The sequence below is a fragment of the Maricaulis sp. ABE4_448 genome, assembly GCF_056160825.1.
This window is the reverse complement of sequence record NZ_JBSWXX010000001.1, coordinates 1,230,225-1,245,477: the sequence shown is the minus strand read 5'-3', so window position 1 is coordinate 1,245,477 and position 15,253 is coordinate 1,230,225. Positions and strand designations below refer to the sequence as shown.

17 protein-coding genes are annotated in these 15,253 nt (G+C 64.4%); 13 read left to right on the top strand and 4 right to left on the bottom strand.

All coding sequences use genetic code 11. The features are described 5' to 3' along the window. Window positions 1–72 precede the first annotated feature (72 nt). From ACXAJV_RS06075 to ACXAJV_RS06055, 5 genes are all read left to right on the top strand, one after another. A complete protein-coding gene (locus ACXAJV_RS06075; protein WP_475083068.1) occupies window positions 73–1,296 on the top strand; it encodes a threonine synthase in 1,224 nt (407 codons plus the stop codon). A gap of 8 nt (window positions 1,297–1,304) precedes the next feature. After that, window positions 1,305–1,958 (top strand): hypothetical protein, encoded by a 654-nt coding sequence (locus ACXAJV_RS06070; RefSeq protein WP_475083065.1) that lies wholly within the window; start codon window positions 1,305–1,307, stop codon window positions 1,956–1,958. A gap of 289 nt (window positions 1,959–2,247) precedes the next feature. Then, window positions 2,248–3,549 (top strand): adenylosuccinate lyase, encoded by a 1,302-nt coding sequence (gene purB / locus ACXAJV_RS06065; RefSeq protein ID WP_475083062.1) that lies wholly within the window; start codon window positions 2,248–2,250, stop codon window positions 3,547–3,549. A 232-nt stretch (window positions 3,550–3,781) separates the two neighbouring features. Next, on the top strand, window positions 3,782–4,342 hold the full coding sequence (locus ACXAJV_RS06060; protein WP_475083060.1) for a pyridoxamine 5'-phosphate oxidase family protein: 561 nt from the start codon (window positions 3,782–3,784) through the stop codon (window positions 4,340–4,342). Window positions 4,343–4,417: 75 nt separating this feature from the next. Next, complete coding sequence (locus ACXAJV_RS06055) at window positions 4,418–4,861, top strand: hypothetical protein (protein ID WP_475083058.1); 444 nt, start codon at window positions 4,418–4,420, stop codon at window positions 4,859–4,861. Between the two features lie 44 nt (window positions 4,862–4,905). Here ACXAJV_RS06055 and ACXAJV_RS06050 read toward each other — a convergent pair whose 3' ends face one another. Next, the gene (locus tag ACXAJV_RS06050) at window positions 4,906–5,229 is read right to left on the bottom strand and encodes a DUF1476 domain-containing protein (protein ID WP_475083056.1); all 324 of its coding nucleotides are present in this window, start codon (window positions 5,227–5,229) and stop codon (window positions 4,906–4,908) included. Between the two features lie 253 nt (window positions 5,230–5,482). Between ACXAJV_RS06050 and purC the strand changes: the two genes are divergently transcribed. The 4 genes from purC (at window position 5,483) to purL (ending at window position 9,846) form a co-directional block, all read left to right on the top strand. Further along, complete coding sequence (gene purC / locus ACXAJV_RS06045; RefSeq protein ID WP_475083054.1) at window positions 5,483–6,238, top strand: phosphoribosylaminoimidazolesuccinocarboxamide synthase; 756 nt, start codon at window positions 5,483–5,485, stop codon at window positions 6,236–6,238. Between the two features lie 456 nt (window positions 6,239–6,694). Then, window positions 6,695–6,934: a phosphoribosylformylglycinamidine synthase subunit PurS gene (gene purS / locus ACXAJV_RS06040; protein ID WP_271185951.1), complete on the top strand. Its 240-nt coding sequence runs from the start codon at window positions 6,695–6,697 to the stop codon at window positions 6,932–6,934. A gap of 15 nt (window positions 6,935–6,949) precedes the next feature. Continuing rightward, window positions 6,950–7,612, top strand: coding sequence for a phosphoribosylformylglycinamidine synthase subunit PurQ (gene purQ, locus ACXAJV_RS06035; protein WP_475083052.1), 663 nt, complete (start codon window positions 6,950–6,952; stop codon window positions 7,610–7,612). Between the two features lie 5 nt (window positions 7,613–7,617). After that, window positions 7,618–9,846, top strand: a complete 2,229-nt coding sequence (gene purL / locus ACXAJV_RS06030) for a phosphoribosylformylglycinamidine synthase subunit PurL (RefSeq protein ID WP_475083050.1) — start codon at window positions 7,618–7,620, stop codon at window positions 9,844–9,846. Between the two features lie 190 nt (window positions 9,847–10,036). Here purL and ACXAJV_RS06025 read toward each other — a convergent pair whose 3' ends face one another. Both ACXAJV_RS06025 and ACXAJV_RS06020 read right to left on the bottom strand, forming a co-directional pair. Further along, the gene (locus ACXAJV_RS06025; RefSeq protein ID WP_475083047.1) at window positions 10,037–10,981 is read right to left on the bottom strand and encodes a M20/M25/M40 family metallo-hydrolase; all 945 of its coding nucleotides are present in this window, start codon (window positions 10,979–10,981) and stop codon (window positions 10,037–10,039) included. Between the two features lie 86 nt (window positions 10,982–11,067). Further along, window positions 11,068–11,577 (bottom strand): YHS domain-containing (seleno)protein, encoded by a 510-nt coding sequence (locus tag ACXAJV_RS06020; protein ID WP_475083045.1) that lies wholly within the window; start codon window positions 11,575–11,577, stop codon window positions 11,068–11,070. Between the two features lie 121 nt (window positions 11,578–11,698). Between ACXAJV_RS06020 and ACXAJV_RS06015 the strand changes: the two genes are divergently transcribed. The 3 genes from ACXAJV_RS06015 to grxD are packed head-to-tail and all read left to right on the top strand — an operon-like array spanning window position 11,699 to window position 13,125. Then, window positions 11,699–11,935 (top strand): BolA family protein, encoded by a 237-nt coding sequence (locus tag ACXAJV_RS06015; protein ID WP_475083044.1) that lies wholly within the window; start codon window positions 11,699–11,701, stop codon window positions 11,933–11,935. A 6-nt stretch (window positions 11,936–11,941) separates the two neighbouring features. Further along, entirely contained in the window at window positions 11,942–12,763 is an 822-nt protein-coding gene (locus ACXAJV_RS06010; protein WP_475083041.1) for an aldo/keto reductase, read from the top strand. Between the two features lie 32 nt (window positions 12,764–12,795). Continuing rightward, entirely contained in the window at window positions 12,796–13,125 is a 330-nt protein-coding gene (gene grxD, locus ACXAJV_RS06005) for a Grx4 family monothiol glutaredoxin (protein WP_475083039.1), read from the top strand. A gap of 30 nt (window positions 13,126–13,155) precedes the next feature. On the opposite strand, the gene ACXAJV_RS06000 is transcribed toward grxD, so the two are convergent. Then, a complete protein-coding gene (locus ACXAJV_RS06000) occupies window positions 13,156–13,536 on the bottom strand; it encodes a hypothetical protein (RefSeq protein ID WP_475083037.1) in 381 nt (126 codons plus the stop codon). 415 nt (window positions 13,537–13,951) lie between these two features. Here ACXAJV_RS06000 and ACXAJV_RS05995 point away from each other — a divergent pair, with 415 nt between their 5' ends. Beyond that, window positions 13,952–15,175, top strand: a complete 1,224-nt coding sequence (locus ACXAJV_RS05995; protein ID WP_475083034.1) for a potassium/proton antiporter — start codon at window positions 13,952–13,954, stop codon at window positions 15,173–15,175. Window positions 15,176–15,253 lie beyond the last annotated feature (78 nt).

The window sequence follows — 15,253 nt, the reverse complement described above, 5'->3', positions numbered from 1 at the left end:
ACAGGCAGAGGGAACCGCTGGGCGCGTCCCGCGTCCCTGTTATGATCGGCCTTCGCAACCTCGAGGACACAGATGCACAATCGCGCCTTCTACTTCACCCATCTGGAATGCTCGCAAACCGGCAAGCGCTACGAGATCGACACGCCGCACAATCTCTCCGATGCCGGCAAGCCGCTGCTGGCGCGCTATGATCTGGAGAAGATGAAGGGTGAGATCGATCGCGGCGCGATCTGGGCACGCAACACCGGTTTCTGGAAATGGCGCGAGCTCCTGCCGGTCCATGACAGCGAGGATATCTGCCGTCTCGGCGAGATCGACACCCCGCTGATCGATGTGCCCGCCACGGCGAAGGCCTCCGGCGCGACCGGCAAGGTGTGGGTGAAGGATGAGGGCCGCCTGCCCACGGGCTCGTTCAAGGCGCGCGGCCTCGCCCTCGCCGTCGCCATGGCGCACTCTTTCGGCATCAAGCGCCTCGCCATGCCGACCAATGGCAATGCCGGCGCGGCGATGTCGGCCTATGCCAGCCGGATGGGGATGGAGAGTTATTGCTTTGCCCCCGAGGACACGCCGGAAATCAACCTCAACGAAATGGCGCTGCAGGGTGCCAGGGTCTTCAAGGTGAACGGCTATATCCATCATTGCGGCGCCCTCGTCGCGGCCGGCAAGGACGAGATGGGCTGGTTCGACGTCTCCACCCTCAAGGAGCCCTATAGGATCGAGGGCAAAAAGACGATGGGCCTGGAACTGGCCGCCCAGATGGGCTGGAAACTGCCCGATGCGATCTTCTATCCCACCGGCGGCGGCACCGGCCTGATCGGCATGTGGAAAGCCTTCGACGAGATGGAAAAGCTCGGCTGGATCGGCCCGGAACGCCCGAAAATGTTCGCCGTCCAGGCCGAGGGCTGCGCCCCCATCGTCAAGGCCTACGAGGCCGGCGAACGCCACGCCGAGGAATGGCTCGACGCCAAGACCGCCGCCATGGGCATCCGCGTCCCCAAGGCCATCGGTGATTTCCTGATCCTGGACGCCGTGCGCGAGAGCGAGGGCGCGGCCGTGGCGGTGACCGAAGAGGCGATCGAGACGGCGCGGACGCGCTGTGCGCGGGAGGACGGCCTCCTGCTCTGCCCCGAAGGCGCGGCAACGCTGGCGGCCATGGAAAAAGCCATGGGCGACGGGCTTGTGGCGCGGGACGCGGAATGCGTGCTGTTCAATTGCGGGTCGGGGCTGAAATACACGATGCCGGACGGGGCCGTGGCGCTGGACCGGCACAGCGAGGTGGATTGGGGGGCGATGTGAGTGGGCGATTGAAAAAGATCCGCGAGAGCCGGTTGGTCATATGGGCCTGCCTCGCCGCGATCTTCCTGATCAGCCTTTTCCTCGATACCGAGGTGATGAGCCAGACCATCTGCTCGAATGGAGACTGCGTGGTCCGCGCCGCTTGGAGCGTGTATGCGCTGATACCAGCGGGATCAGCGCTGAGCCTTATTCTCGTTCTGGGCAATCTGCCTGCTCAGCCAGCGCAGTCCGGCACGATCAAGAAGCGCCATGTCCTGATCGCCTGGGTCGTCGATTTCTTCTTGACCCTTTTGGCCTTGGCGCCGCTGATTGCGGCGGTCCCCTTGCTGATCGAGGCCGCGCATACCGGGCAGTGGGCTGGATCTTTTCAACGCAACTATGTGCGTGCCACCGACCTTGTAACTGTCCTGATCTTTCTCGCCAGTTTTGCACCGATCATCTTGTATCTGGGCCGAGGGGGCCTGGGCCAAGGCCCGACGATCGGACAATACCTCCTGCGGTTCCAGGTCACGGTTCCGGCCAGCATTCCTGCCTGGGTCCGCGTGCTGGGCGTTGCTTTCCTGCCGGCACTGATTGTTCTTCGTCCCATCGAGGCAAAAAACGGCATTCGCCGGTGGCCCCCGCTTTCTTTCACAGAGATTGAGCTGGTGAAGATCGAGTAGCGTAACTGCCGCGAATAGCCGGATGATGAGGATTGGGGGGCGATGTAGCTTCTTTCTTCCCCATTCCATGGGGAAGTGGGCCGATGCGCAGCATCGGGTCGAAGGGGTCGCGGCCTCAGGCCGCGAAAGACGCTCGGCTCAACCCTTCCGCCGCTCACGCGGCGGCCCCTCCCCCGCTTCGCGGGTCCCCCTCCCCACGATGTGGGGAGGAAAGAAGCGCGCCACTTGACCCCACGCGCCTTTCATCGCATCCCCCGCGCTTCAGCCAATGAAACGCGGAGCACCGCCGATGATCCCCCGCTATACCCGTCCGGAAATGGCCGCCATCTGGGCCGACCAGAACAAGTACAGGATCTGGTACCTGATCGAGGCGCATGCGACGGAGAAGCTGGCGGAGCTGGGTGTGGTGCCGCAATCGGCGGTCGAGGCTGTCTGGAAAGCGAAAGACGTCGAGTTCGACGTCGACCGGATCAACGAGATCGAGGCCGAGGTGAAGCATGATGTCATCGCCTTCCTCACCCATCTGGCCGAGCATGTCGGCGAGGAGAGCCGTTTCGTCCACCAGGGCCTGACCTCCTCGGACGTGCTGGACACCTGTCTCGCCGTGCAGATGAAACAGTCTGCCGACCTCTTGCTGGAAGGCATGGACCGCGTGCTGGCGGCACTGAAAGCGCGCGCGGAAGAGCATAAATACACCGCCTGTATCGGCCGCTCGCACGGCATCCATGCCGAGCCGATGACGATGGGCCTGAAATTCGCGCGCTTTCATGCCGAGTTTGCCCGCAATCGCGAACGCCTGGTGCGGGCGCGTGACGAGATCGCCACCTGCGCCATTTCCGGCGCCATCGGCACGTTCGCGAATGTCGATCCGGCCGTGGAAGAGCATGTCGCCGAACAGATGGGCCTGACGGTGGAGCCGATCTCCACCCAGGTCATCCCGCGCGACCGCCATGCCAACTACTTCGCCGTTCTGGGCCTGATCGCCTCGGCGATCGAGAATATCGCCATCGAGGTGCGCCATCTCCAGCGCTCCGAAGTGCGCGAGGCGCAGGAATATTTCTCGCCGGGCCAGAAGGGCTCGTCGGCCATGCCGCACAAACGCAATCCGATCCTGACGGAAAACCTGACCGGCCAGGCGCGCCTGGTGCGCTCGGCCGTGGTGCCGGCAATGGAGAATGTGGCGCTGTGGCACGAGCGGGACATCTCCCACTCCTCCGTGGAACGCGGCATCGGCCCGGACGCCAATGTGCATCTGGACTTCGCCCTGCACCGCACCGCCGGCATGATCGAGAAACTGATCGTGCATGCCGACCGCTGCGCGGAAAACCTCAACGCCTATGGCGGCATCCACAATTCCCAGCGCGTCCTTTTGGCCCTCACCCAGGCCGGCGCAAGCCGCGAGGTGAGCTATCGCCTCGTCCAGCGCAACGGCATGAAAACCTGGGATGAAGGCGGCATGCTGGTCGACCACCTCAAGGCCGACGCCGAGGTCACCGCGCTTCTGGGCAACGAACAGATCGAGGCCTGTTTCGACGAGGCCTACCACATGAAGCATGTCGACACGATTTTCCGCCGGGTGTTCGGGGCGTAGGCGTTCCAGTTATCGACGCTTGTCATCCCGGACGCATGCCCGGCCCTGAGCCGGGCGAAGATCCGGGACCCATAATCCCGGTGTTCATCCCACTGACGCCGTTATCGAGCCTGCTTACGGCCTAGATCGGCGCGTATGGGTCCCGGCTCTGCGCCCCGCCGGCGCGGGGCATTCGGCCGGGATGACAAATGCGCTTGTTGGCTTGCGGGGAAGAGCCCCCTAAATTCCCCTCATGTCCAAGCTCTACGACTCGATCGACGATCGCCTCGCGGCCTTCATCGAAAAGCAGAAGATGTTCTTCGTCGCGACAGCACCGTCGGGCGATGAGGGGCATGTGAATGTCTCGCCCAAGGGCTATGACAGTTTCCGCATACTGGGGCCGAACGAGGTGGCCTTTCTCGATCTGGGCGGGTCGGGTGTGGAGACGATTGCGCATCTGCGCCAGAACGGGCGGATCACCTTCATGTTCTGCGCCTTCGAGGGCGCGGCGAACATAGTGCGCCTCTATGGCACGGGCGAAGCGACCTGTTTCGACGATCCGGGCTTTGCCGAGAAGAAGGCCCTCTTCCCGGACTTCCCGAAGGTGCGCGCGATCATCACGGCGAAGATCCACCGCATCGCCGACAGCTGCGGCTGGGGCGTGCCCTTCTACGACTTCAAGGGCGAGCGCGACCAGCTGATCCGCTATAATGAGCACCGCGACGACGCGGTCTGGCGCGAACGCCGCTATACCGGCAATGCCCGGTCGATCGACGGCCTGCCGGGTCTGGTAAAGCCGGATGCGGCGGAATGACGTCAGCGTGATCGCTTCGTGCAGTGACCGCCGCGTACGCCACGGCTAAACGGGACGTCCTGGAGGAAGATCGACATGCGACTGATTGCTGCCGCACTGGCCGGACTGGCCCTGTTTCTCGGACCGAATTTCGTGCGGGCGGCCTGGGACGAGGCGGCGCCGGCGGACGAGCCGCGCCTGGTGGCCGCAATGTTCCGCTCATCCTGGTGCAGCGCCTGCCGCGTACTGGAACCGCGGGTCGAGGATGTGCGCGAGGCGCTGACGGGAGAGCCGATCGGCTGGGTGCGCTTCAACTTCACCTGGGGCGAGCGCGACGGTTTGCGCGGCATGGCCGAGGAAGAGGGCATCGCGCCGCTCTATGACGAGCTGGCCGGACGCACCGGTTTCCTCGTGCTGATGGATCGCGAGACCGGGCAGGTCTTCGAGATCGTCACGATGGACTATGACCGTGCCCGTATCCGCGAAGCCCTGGAGCGCTGGCTGGTCGTCGTCGACCGGCTGGAGAGCGTCGAGGGCTGACGCGCCTCCCCGGTCACGGGCGAGGCGCGTGATCGATCCCGGACCTAGCCTTCCGCCTGGATCTGCTGGCGGGCCGTGGCGAGAAGATCGTCCATCTGCTTGCGCAGCAGGTGGTCGGAGAGCTCGACATTGCGCGCGTCCAGATCGCCGCGCACCTTGCGGAAGACGTCGTCATCGCCGGCTTCCTCGAAATCGGCAACGATGACCGACTTGGCGTATTCGGCCGCGGCTTCGCCGTCGAGGCCCATCAGCTCGGCAGCCCACAGGCCCAGGAGCTTGTTGCGGCGGGCGGCCGCCTTGAATTCGAGTTCCTGGTCGTGCGCGAACTTGTTCTCGAAGCCTTTTTCGCGATCGTTGATGCCCGACATGGGTCTCTCCTTGAGGATGTCCATTTGCCCGAGTGACTAGCTCGGCAAGGGGTCTAAATCAATCTTCACCGCACACAAGGCTGCGGCGATCTCGAAACAATCCTACCGCACCGCGGCAAAGCGTTGCAGAGGGACGCGCACGCGGATATTTTCCCCCTTCGATGCGCGGTCCGGTTCTCGATTCGGGCCGCGTCTCTCTTTTCGGGTCGACCGCCCCGCTGGCCGGGGCCGACCGCCAACGGAGCGTCCGCCGATGTCCCGCCGCAAGATGATCTACGAAGGCAAGGCCAAGATCCTGTATGAAGGCCCCGAACCGGGCACGATCGTGCAGTATTTCAAGGACGACGCCACCGCCTTCAACAACCAGAAGAAGGCCACGCTGGAAGGCAAGGGCGTGCTGAACAACCGGATTTCCGAGTATATCATGCTCGGTCTCGGCCGGATCGGCATTCCGACCCATTTCATCAAGCGTCTGAACATGCGCGAACAACTGGTGCGCCAGGTCGAGATCATTCCGCTGGAAGTGGTCTGCCGCAATGTCGCCGCCGGTTCGATCAGCCAGCGTCTGGGCGTGCCGGAAGGTGAGCAATTGCCCCGCTCCATCGTCGAATTCTACTACAAGAAGGACGAGCTGGGCGATCCGATGGTGTCCGAAGAGCACATCACGGCGTTCAACTGGGCCTCCACCCAGGAGATCGACGACATGATGGCGATGACGCTGCGGGTGAATGACTTCCTGTCCGGCATGTTCTCGGGCGCCGGCATCCGCCTGGTGGATTTCAAGCTGGAATTCGGGCGTCTCTACGAGGGCGACATGGTGCGCACCGTGCTGGCTGACGAGATCAGCCCGGACAGCTGCCGCCTGTGGGACATGGAAACCAACGAGAAGATGGACAAGGACCGGTTCCGCCGCGATCTGGGCAATGTCACCGAGGCCTATGCCGACGTGGCCCGCCGCCTGGGCATCATGAAGGAACACGGCCAGGGCAGCGGCGAAAACCAGAAATAGGCTCGCTCTGCGTTCTGCCAAAGAACAAGGCGCTGCCCGCGGGCGGCGCCTTTTTTGTTCGGCGTTCGCCGGAATGACGGCTTGATACGTGCGAGGGTCGAGCCTCGCTCGCAATCATCCATAGGGCGCATGCCGGCCAGTCAGCCGTATCCGGTTTTCCAGCTCAAGGGTGAAACCGCAGAGCGGCGCCTTGGCGCCCTTGACCTGGAAAACCGGATACGGCCCCCTCCTCGGCAAGCGGATAATGGATACTCAGCGCACGGAACATGCCCACCCCGAACTCCGATTTCCGCAGGACAGGGCGGGCGCGATTTCGCGAAAAATCTCCTTGCAGACGCCCGCAGCCGCGCCCCCGCATCCCTGCCCTGCTGAATCACACGGGGCTATCAATTGCGCCCAAGGCCATGTCGCTTTATTGAGGGCGCGAATTTCAGGCCTTGAAAGCGAGTCGAGCCCGTGAAAGCGAAAATCCACGTCTATCTGAAACCCGGCGTCCTCGATCCCCAGGGAGCCGCCGTCGCCGGCGCGCTGCACAATATGGGCTATGACGAAGTCGTCGAGGCCCGCCAGGGCAAGCTGATCGAGCTGGACCTGACCGGCGACGATGCCGAAAAGGCCCGCACCCGGGTCGAGGAAATGTGCGCCAAACTCCTCTCCAACCCGGTGATCGAGAGCTACTCGATCGAGCTGGAATAGCGGGGTCCGGCCGAGATGAAATCCGCCGTCATCGTCTTCCCCGGCTCCAATTGCGACCGCGACGCCCATGATGCGATCGCGAAAGTCACGGGCCACGCCCCCGCCATGGTCTGGCACCAGGAAAGCGAACTGCCCGAGGGCACCGATTTCGTGATGGTGCCGGGCGGGTTCTCCTATGGCGACTATCTGCGCTGCGGCGCCATGGCCTCGCGCTCGGCGATCATGCCGGCGATTGTGGCCCACGCAGCCACCGGTGCGCCGGTCCTGGGCGTGTGCAACGGCTTCCAGATCCTCACCGAAAGCGGCCTCCTGCCCGGCGCGCTGATGCGCAATGCCGGCCTGAAATTCGTCTGCGAAAAGGCGAAGCTGACGGTGGAGAACGCCAATACCCGCTTCACCTCGCACTATGAGGGCGGTGCCGAACTGATCGTGCCGATCGCGCACCATGACGGCAATTATTTCGCCGATGACGAGACGCTCGACCGGATCGAGGGCGAGGGCCAGGTGATCTTCCGCTATGGCAGAAACCCGAACGGCTCCAAGCGCGACATCGCCGGCATCACCAACGAGCAGGGCAATGTCATGGGCATGATGCCCCACCCGGAACGCGCCGTGGACGAAAAACACGGCGGCACGGACGGGCTGAAACTGTTTGAATCCCTTCTCGGGAGCGCGTGAGCGACATGACCCAATACGCCGAAGGCATCACCGCCGAGATCGTCGCCGAGCACGGCATCAATGACGAAGAATACGCCATCATCCTCGACCGTCTGGGCCGGGCGCCCAACCTCGTGGAACTGGGCATTTTCTCGGTCATGTGGTCGGAACACTGTTCCTACAAGTCCTCGCGCGCCCATCTGGGCCGGTTGCCGACGGATGGCGAGAAGGTCATCCAGGGCCCGGGCGAGAATGCCGGCGTGATCGATATCGGCGACGGCCAGGCCGCCATCTTCAAGATGGAAAGCCACAATCACCCCTCCTTCATCGAGCCCTATCAGGGTGCGGCGACGGGTGTGGGCGGCATCCTGCGCGACGTCTTCACCATGGGCGCGCGCCCGGTGGCGCTGATGAATGCGCTGCGCTTCGGCGCGCCGGACCATCCCAAGACGCGCCAGCTGGTTTCCGGCGTGGTCGCCGGCATCGGCGGCTACGGCAATTGCGTCGGCGTGCCGACGGTCGGCGGCGAGACGAATTTCCACGCCGGCTATAACGGCAATATCCTGGTCAACGCGATGGCGGTGGGCCTGGCCGATGCGGACAAGATCTTCTACGCCCGCGGCGCCGAGCCGGGCCAGCCGATCGTCTATGTCGGCTCCAAGACCGGCCGCGACGGCATCCACGGTGCCACCATGGCCTCGGCCGAATTCGACGATGCCTCCGAGGAGAAGCGTCCCACCGTCCAGGTCGGCGACCCCTTCGTCGAGAAAAAGCTGATCGAGGCCTGCCTCGAACTGATGGCGACCGACGCCATCGCCGCCATCCAGGACATGGGCGCCGCCGGCCTCACCTCCTCCTCGGTCGAGATGGCCGACAAGGGCGGGATCGGCATCCATCTGGACATGGACAAGGTTCCCCAGCGCGAAGCCAACATGACGGCCTACGAGATGATGCTCTCGGAAAGCCAGGAACGCATGCTGGTTATCATGAAGCCGGGCCGCGAGGACGTCGCGCACGAGATCTTCCGCAAATGGGAACTCGATGTCGCCGTGATCGGCGAGACGACCGATACCGGCCGCATGGTGCTGACCCACAAGGGCGAGACCGTGTGCGACATCCCGGTCGCACCGCTGGCCGACGATGCGCCGAAATACGAGCGCCCCTATTTCGCACCGGAAGTGCGTGCCCAGATCCACGCCAAGGACATCGCCCAGCCCGATCATATGGGCGAAGTGCTCTTGAAGCTGATGGCCTCGCCGGACATGGCCTCCAAATCCTGGATCTGGAAACAGTATGACCGCCACGTGATGGCGGATACGGCGGCCTCCTCCGAGGATCCGTCCGACGCGGCCATCGTGCGCGTGCACGGCACAGCCAAGGCGCTGGCCATCACCACCGACTGCACGCCGCGCTATTGCTATGCCCACCCGTTCGAGGGCGGCAAGCAGGCCGTGGCCGAAGCCTGGCGCAATCTGACCGCCACCGGTGCCGACCCGATCGCCATCACCGACTGCCTGAATTTCGGCAATCCCGAGCGCGAGGAAATCATGGGCCAGTTCGTCGGCTGTATCGACGGCATGGCGATGGCCTGCGCCACGCTCGGCTTCCCGGTCGTGTCCGGCAATGTCAGCCTTTACAACGAGACCAATGGTGCCGCCATTCCGCCGACCCCGGCGATCGGCGGTGTCGGCCTGATCCCGGATATCGGCAAGCGGGCCGGCTTCGGCGGCATGACGGAAGGCGATATCCTGCTGCTGGTCGGCGAGACCCAGGGCGTGATGGGCGCGTCGGTCTATCTCAAGGTCATCGAGGACCGCGAGGACGGCGACGCCCCGCATGTCGATCTCGACGCGGAAAAGGCCAATGGCGATTTCGTGCGCGGCCAGATCCGCACCGGCCGCCTGACCGCCTGTCACGATATTTCCGATGGCGGCCTCGCCTGCGCCGCAGCTGACATGGCCCTGGCCTCGGAGTGCGGCATCAAGCTGGCCCATGAGGGCGCCAATCCGCCGATGCACGGCTTCCTCTTCGGTGAGGACCAGTCGCGCTATCTGATCGCCGCCCGGAAGGAAGACGCCATCGCCATCCTGCAGGATGCCAAGGCGGACGAGATCCCGGTCCAGGTGGTCGGCCTCGCCGGCGGCACCACGATCAGCGTCAACGGCGCCCACCCGCTGGAACTCGACCGCCTGCGTACGGCCTGGGAAGGCTGGATGCCCGGCCTGATGGACCAGCTCGTCGAAGCGGCTGAGTAGTATCCCGTTTTGTCGTAAGCGGCGGCACATCAGGGCTCGCCCCGCCTGCGGGGGAGCCGTCCGCGTAAGCGGACTGAGGGGGCGCCGCCCAGCGGCGCAAAGCGCGCCAGCGCGCATGTATCACCCCCATCGACCTTGCCCGGCCAAGGCCGGGCTCGGCCACTTCCCCCGCTTCGCAGGGGAAGCCTTGTCAGCGCCCCGCAGCCTCACCGATCTCGTCGAGGCGCTCATCCGCCTCCCGGGCGAAGTCGAGGATGGCGGCGGAGGCGTCCTGGAAGAAGTCCAGCGTCATGTTCTCATACGTGTCGGTCGGCTGGTGGTAGTGCGGGTGGAAGTCGACACCGAGATAGATGAAGGGGATGCCGGCGACGTGGAACGCCCCTGAATCCGTCAGCAGTGTCCAGTCACCGCCCGGCACCTCGGTCGGCTCGTCATACCCCATCGGCATCGAGACATCCGCGCGCGCCGCGACCTCCTCGACCATCGGGACGAGGAAGGGATAGTGATAGGTGCCGACGGCCCACAGGATGCGATCCTGCGACATCGCCACCATGTCCATGTTGAGATTGAAGGTGATGTTCTCCACCGGGATGGGCGGGTTGGCGACGAAGGCGCGCGCGCCCTGCAGGCCCCGCTCCTCAGCATCGACAAAAGCGAAGATCACGTCATGCTCGGGCGGATTGGCAGCAAAGTCCGCGGCAATCGCGAGCACCGAGGCCACGCCGGAGGCATTATCGTCGGCGCCGTTCCAGATCTGCCCGTCGCGCATGCCCTCATGATCATAGTGCGCCGTGACAACCAGCGTGCGCGCGCTGTCCGACGTGCCCGCGATCTGCGCCAGGATGTTCACACCGGTAATGTCTTCGTCCGGATTGGTCGGCAGGGAGAAGGTGAAGCTGTGCTCATAGCTGCCGTTCACCGGACCGGCGCCGATACCCTCGAGCCGTTCGATGATGTAGGCGCGGGCCCGGGCATTTCCCTCGGTCGCTACTTCGCGGCCTTCCATCTCGTCGGCAGCAAGGATGCGCAGGTCTTCCAGCAATTGCGCGCGATCGAGCGCCGGCGCCTCCTGGGCACAACCCGCCTGGGTAAAGACGGCAAACGAAACGGCAGCACTGAACAGGATGGACCGCATGAAAACTCCCCCGGATTGATCAATCCGGGGGAGCTTGCCACGGCGCACGCCGGGAACCCACTGAAATCTAGGTCAGTATCTGCGGATCACTGGAACCAGCCGCGCGGCGGGCTGGCGGCGGGCTCACCTTCCAGCTCCGGCCAGTTGGCATCGGCCTGCGTGATGAAGCCGTCGATATCGCGCTCCCAGCGGCGCTGGATGCCGGCATCGTAATTCAGATAAAGCACGCCATCGACAATCCGGTAGGCCTGCGGATCGGTACGCGCCTTGTAGCCGCGCGAGGCCGCCCAGGCGCAATGCCCGTCATAAGCCGGGATATAGCGCTGCGGATTGGCCAGGAAGGCCTCGCGATTGGCCTCGCTGGCGAAATGCCAGACGGCGCCATTATACTCCGCGCTGATATCGGCCAGGCCCATCTGCGGGGTCTCGGCAGTGTGATAGGAGACCACGTCGAAACCGCTGACGGCCCGTCCGTCCCGGTCGACATATTGCTCGCCGGCAAAGGCCGCGCCGGCCAGCAGGAAGACCGCCAGTGCGAGATTGGCAGCGCCCAGCGACAGGCGAAGACAGGTTTTGGCAGTCAACAACAGGCTCATGGTCTTTTCCCTTGCGGTCGTGGCGATTAGCTTGGCCCCCGATATGCGCCCGACACCGGTCCGGTAAAAGGCACAACGCAACACGCCGGATCACACATCCGTCACCGCCCGGAGAGCCGCCATGCCCATGCCTGCCGAAGATATCATCGCCCTGATCAAGGCCGGCATTCCCGATGCCGATGTCGAGATGGAAGACCTGGCCGGCGATAATGACCACTGGAAAGCCGTGGTCACGTCGGAAAGCTTCCGCGGCAAGCTGCGCGTCGCCCAGCACCAGATGGTCTATGCCGCGTTGGGCGAGAAGATGGGCGGCGAGCTGCACGCCCTCGCCCTGGAAACCCGTGTCCCGGCCGCCTGAGTCATCGTGATCGACAGTCCCGCTTTCTCCCGTCTCGGCTTCGGCGTATCCGGCCCGCACGCCAGCTGGGGCGTGCCGCGTCACGCGACGGAGAACCTCATCCGCCAAGCAGTGGGCCTGGGGATCACCCTTTTCGATACCGCCCCCTCCTATGGCAAGGGCGAAGCGGAACGCCGCCTGGGCCGCGCTCTGAAGGCCTTTCCCCGCGACAAGGTTTTCGTGACCACCAAAGCCGGTGTCGGTCCGGGTGGGCACCGCGACTTTTCCGCCGGCGCGGTTGAAATGTCCCTGCGCGCCTCGCTGGACCGGTTGTCGATGAACCATGTCGACCTTCTGTTGCTGCACGGTCCCGCCGCGACCGAGATGAGCGACAAGCTGATCCGCCATCTCCAGGCTTTCCGCGAACGCGGCATGGTGCGCCATCTCGGTGTTTGCGGACGCGGCGGCGAGCTGGATTTTGCCATCGATACCGGGGCGTTCCAGGCGATCATGGCGCCGGTCAATCCCGGGCTTTCCGACATCGAGACGGCCCGGCTGGAGCGGGCCCGCGCGGCCGGACTGCGTGTACTGGGTATCGAGGTGATGGCCGGCACGTCACGCCGCCGCCTGCCCCGCTCTCGCGGAGATCTGTGGTACTGGGCCCGGCAGGCCAGACGCAGCCTGTCGGGCAACGCTGCGGCCGCGCCGGTCAATACACCGCAGCTGAGCCTGAAATGGGCGCTCGAAAACGGACCGGCAGATGCGCTAATGTGCCTGACAACACGCCACGCCAATCTGGCCGAGAATGCCCGGCTGGCGGCTCTTGAAGCCCGAGCCTCCGCTTCCTAGCTGAACGGACACATCCAACAGGGAGTCCCGCCATGACCACTGCTCATGACGTCATCAAGTCCACCGTCGAGAATAATGACGTCGTCCTGTTCATGAAGGGCACGCCGGTGTTTCCGCAATGCGGCTTCTCTTCCGTGGTGGCGCGGGTGCTGGATCATCTCCAGGTCGATTTCGAGAGCGTCAACGTGCTCGAGGATGATGGCATCCGCCAGGGCATCAAGGAATTCTCGAACTGGCCGACAATCCCCCAGCTCTACATCAAGGGTGAGTTCGTGGGTGGCTGCGACATTATCAAGGAAATGTTCGAGACCGGCGAGCTGCAGACCTATCTGCGCGAGAAAGGCCTGATCGAACCGGCCTGACCCCTTTTCCGGGCTCCGGCCGGCTTTGTATCAACGCGCCGCGACAGCGCGGCGGCCGGGTGCAGGCCGGGCATTTTCAAGCGGATTGAGCACGACGACCTCGCCCTGCGCAGGCACGCCCAGCTCTTCGAGCGCGAATGCCAGCTGCACGCCCCAGGGCATTTCGCGGCTGCATGCATCCGGTGTGTCCCGGAACAGGCTGACGGCGTAGACATCGCCCTCATAGCTGCCGACATCAACAGTGAAGTCCGAACGCGCGGTACAGCCATGACTGTCGGCGTGTACGACGAGGATTTCATTGTCGATCACCCGCCAGTGCATCACCGGCTCGAGCGACGGGTCGACTTCCGGCGCTTGGCCGAAGCCGGGAATGCGCATGTCTGAAAAGCGGATACGCGGAAGCGCGCGCATGGCGGGCATCGGGGGCAGTGACGGCAGGAATGCGGAGCGTCCCTCATCGCCCGCACTCCCGGTCGCCGAACAAGCCGACGCCATCATCGCCACGCCTGTGAAAACACCCCAAACTGCTTTCACCCTCGCCCCCGTCCGTGTTGCCCAACACGAATTCCGCACAGCCGGCAAACACCCCCAGCGACCGTGACGGAGATCACATGAAGCCGGTTATTTGGCGAGAATCAACCCCTTGCTTCTATCAGGCGAAAGGAAGTCGGCGCCTGCCCGTTTTCGTGGCATCCCTGCCCGCGCCCGGGACAGGGTGCCATATCCTACAGATCGTCTTTCGGTTTTTGCCGCGGCTCGGATAGGATTACCGGCGTGATCCGCAGGGGTCGCTCCACTCATCGTCGAACCCTTGAACGGAGGCTGCATGCTGCAAGTCCTGCTCCTGATCAGTGCCACCATAGCCTTGAGTATCATGCTGATACCGTTGTCCTCGCGGTTTCGCGCGCCGATCCTCCTGGTTTTCCTCCTCGTCGGGATGGCATTGGGAGAGGACGGCCCCGGCGGCATACAATTCGAAGATTTTGCGCTCACCTATTCGGTCGGCTCGGTTTGCCTTGCCCTCATTCTCCTGTCCGGCGGGCTCGATACACGCTTCGAAGACGTCAAGGCTGCAGCCCTGCCAGCTGGCTTGCTCGCCGGCCCCGGCGTCGTCCTGACGGCCACGCTGGTTGGTGCGGCCTACAGCCTCCTGCTGCAAGCCCCGCTCGCGGAAGGGCTCCTGTTCGGGGCGGTTGTCAGTTCCACGGATGCGGCCGCCACCTTCATGTCGCTGCGCCATGGCGGTATCCGGCTGCCGCAACGGCCCCGGCAGACCTTGCTGGTCGAATCCGGGATCAACGACCCGGTCGCAATCTTTCTGACAATCAGCTTTGTCGAGATCGTCGATGCCGGCGCGGGCCTCTCGCCCGGCGCCCTGGTCGATACCCTGCCCGTTCTGGCCGCACAGCTCGGCCTCGGCACGCTGCTGGGCCTGGGCGGAGGCTGGCTGGCCTCCAAGCTTCTCGCCTGGTTGCGCCTGCCGGCCGGGCTCGCCTCCCCCTTTCTGCTTGCCACCGGTCTCGCCCTGTTTTCAGGCACCGGACTGGCCGGCGGCTCGGGTTTCCTGGCGGTCTATCTGTTCGGCCTCGTCGTCGCCAATCATGGCGCCGCACCGCCGCGACGCGCCATCCATTTCCATGAAGGTCTGTCCTGGATCGCGCAGATCTGCCTTTTCGTCCTGCTGGGGCTTCTCGTGACCCCGACCACGCTGGGCGCTGTCATCGTCAGCGGCCTGATCCTGGCCGCGGCCCTCATCCTCGTCGCCCGCCCGCTCGCCGTTTTTGCCTGCTTGCTGCCAACCCGTATCCCGTGGCGCGAACAAGCCTATATCGGATGGATGGGCATGCGCGGCTCGGTACCGATCTTCCTGGCAATCTTCCCGGTGGTCAGCCCGGGCCCGATCACGCCGGTCTTCTTCGACCTGGTATTCGTGATCGTCGTCATCTCATTGCTTGTGCACGGGCTGACAGCAGGCCTGTCGGCGCGATGGCTCGGCCTGGAAAGCGATGAGGCCGACGCGGCAAGCGGGCCGGATACCCCGCGCGGCTAGGAACACCTCGTCATATTGCCCCCTTCCGGGGCCGGCAGCACCTGAACAGAAAAAGGCCGCCCCGGCGAACCGGAGCGG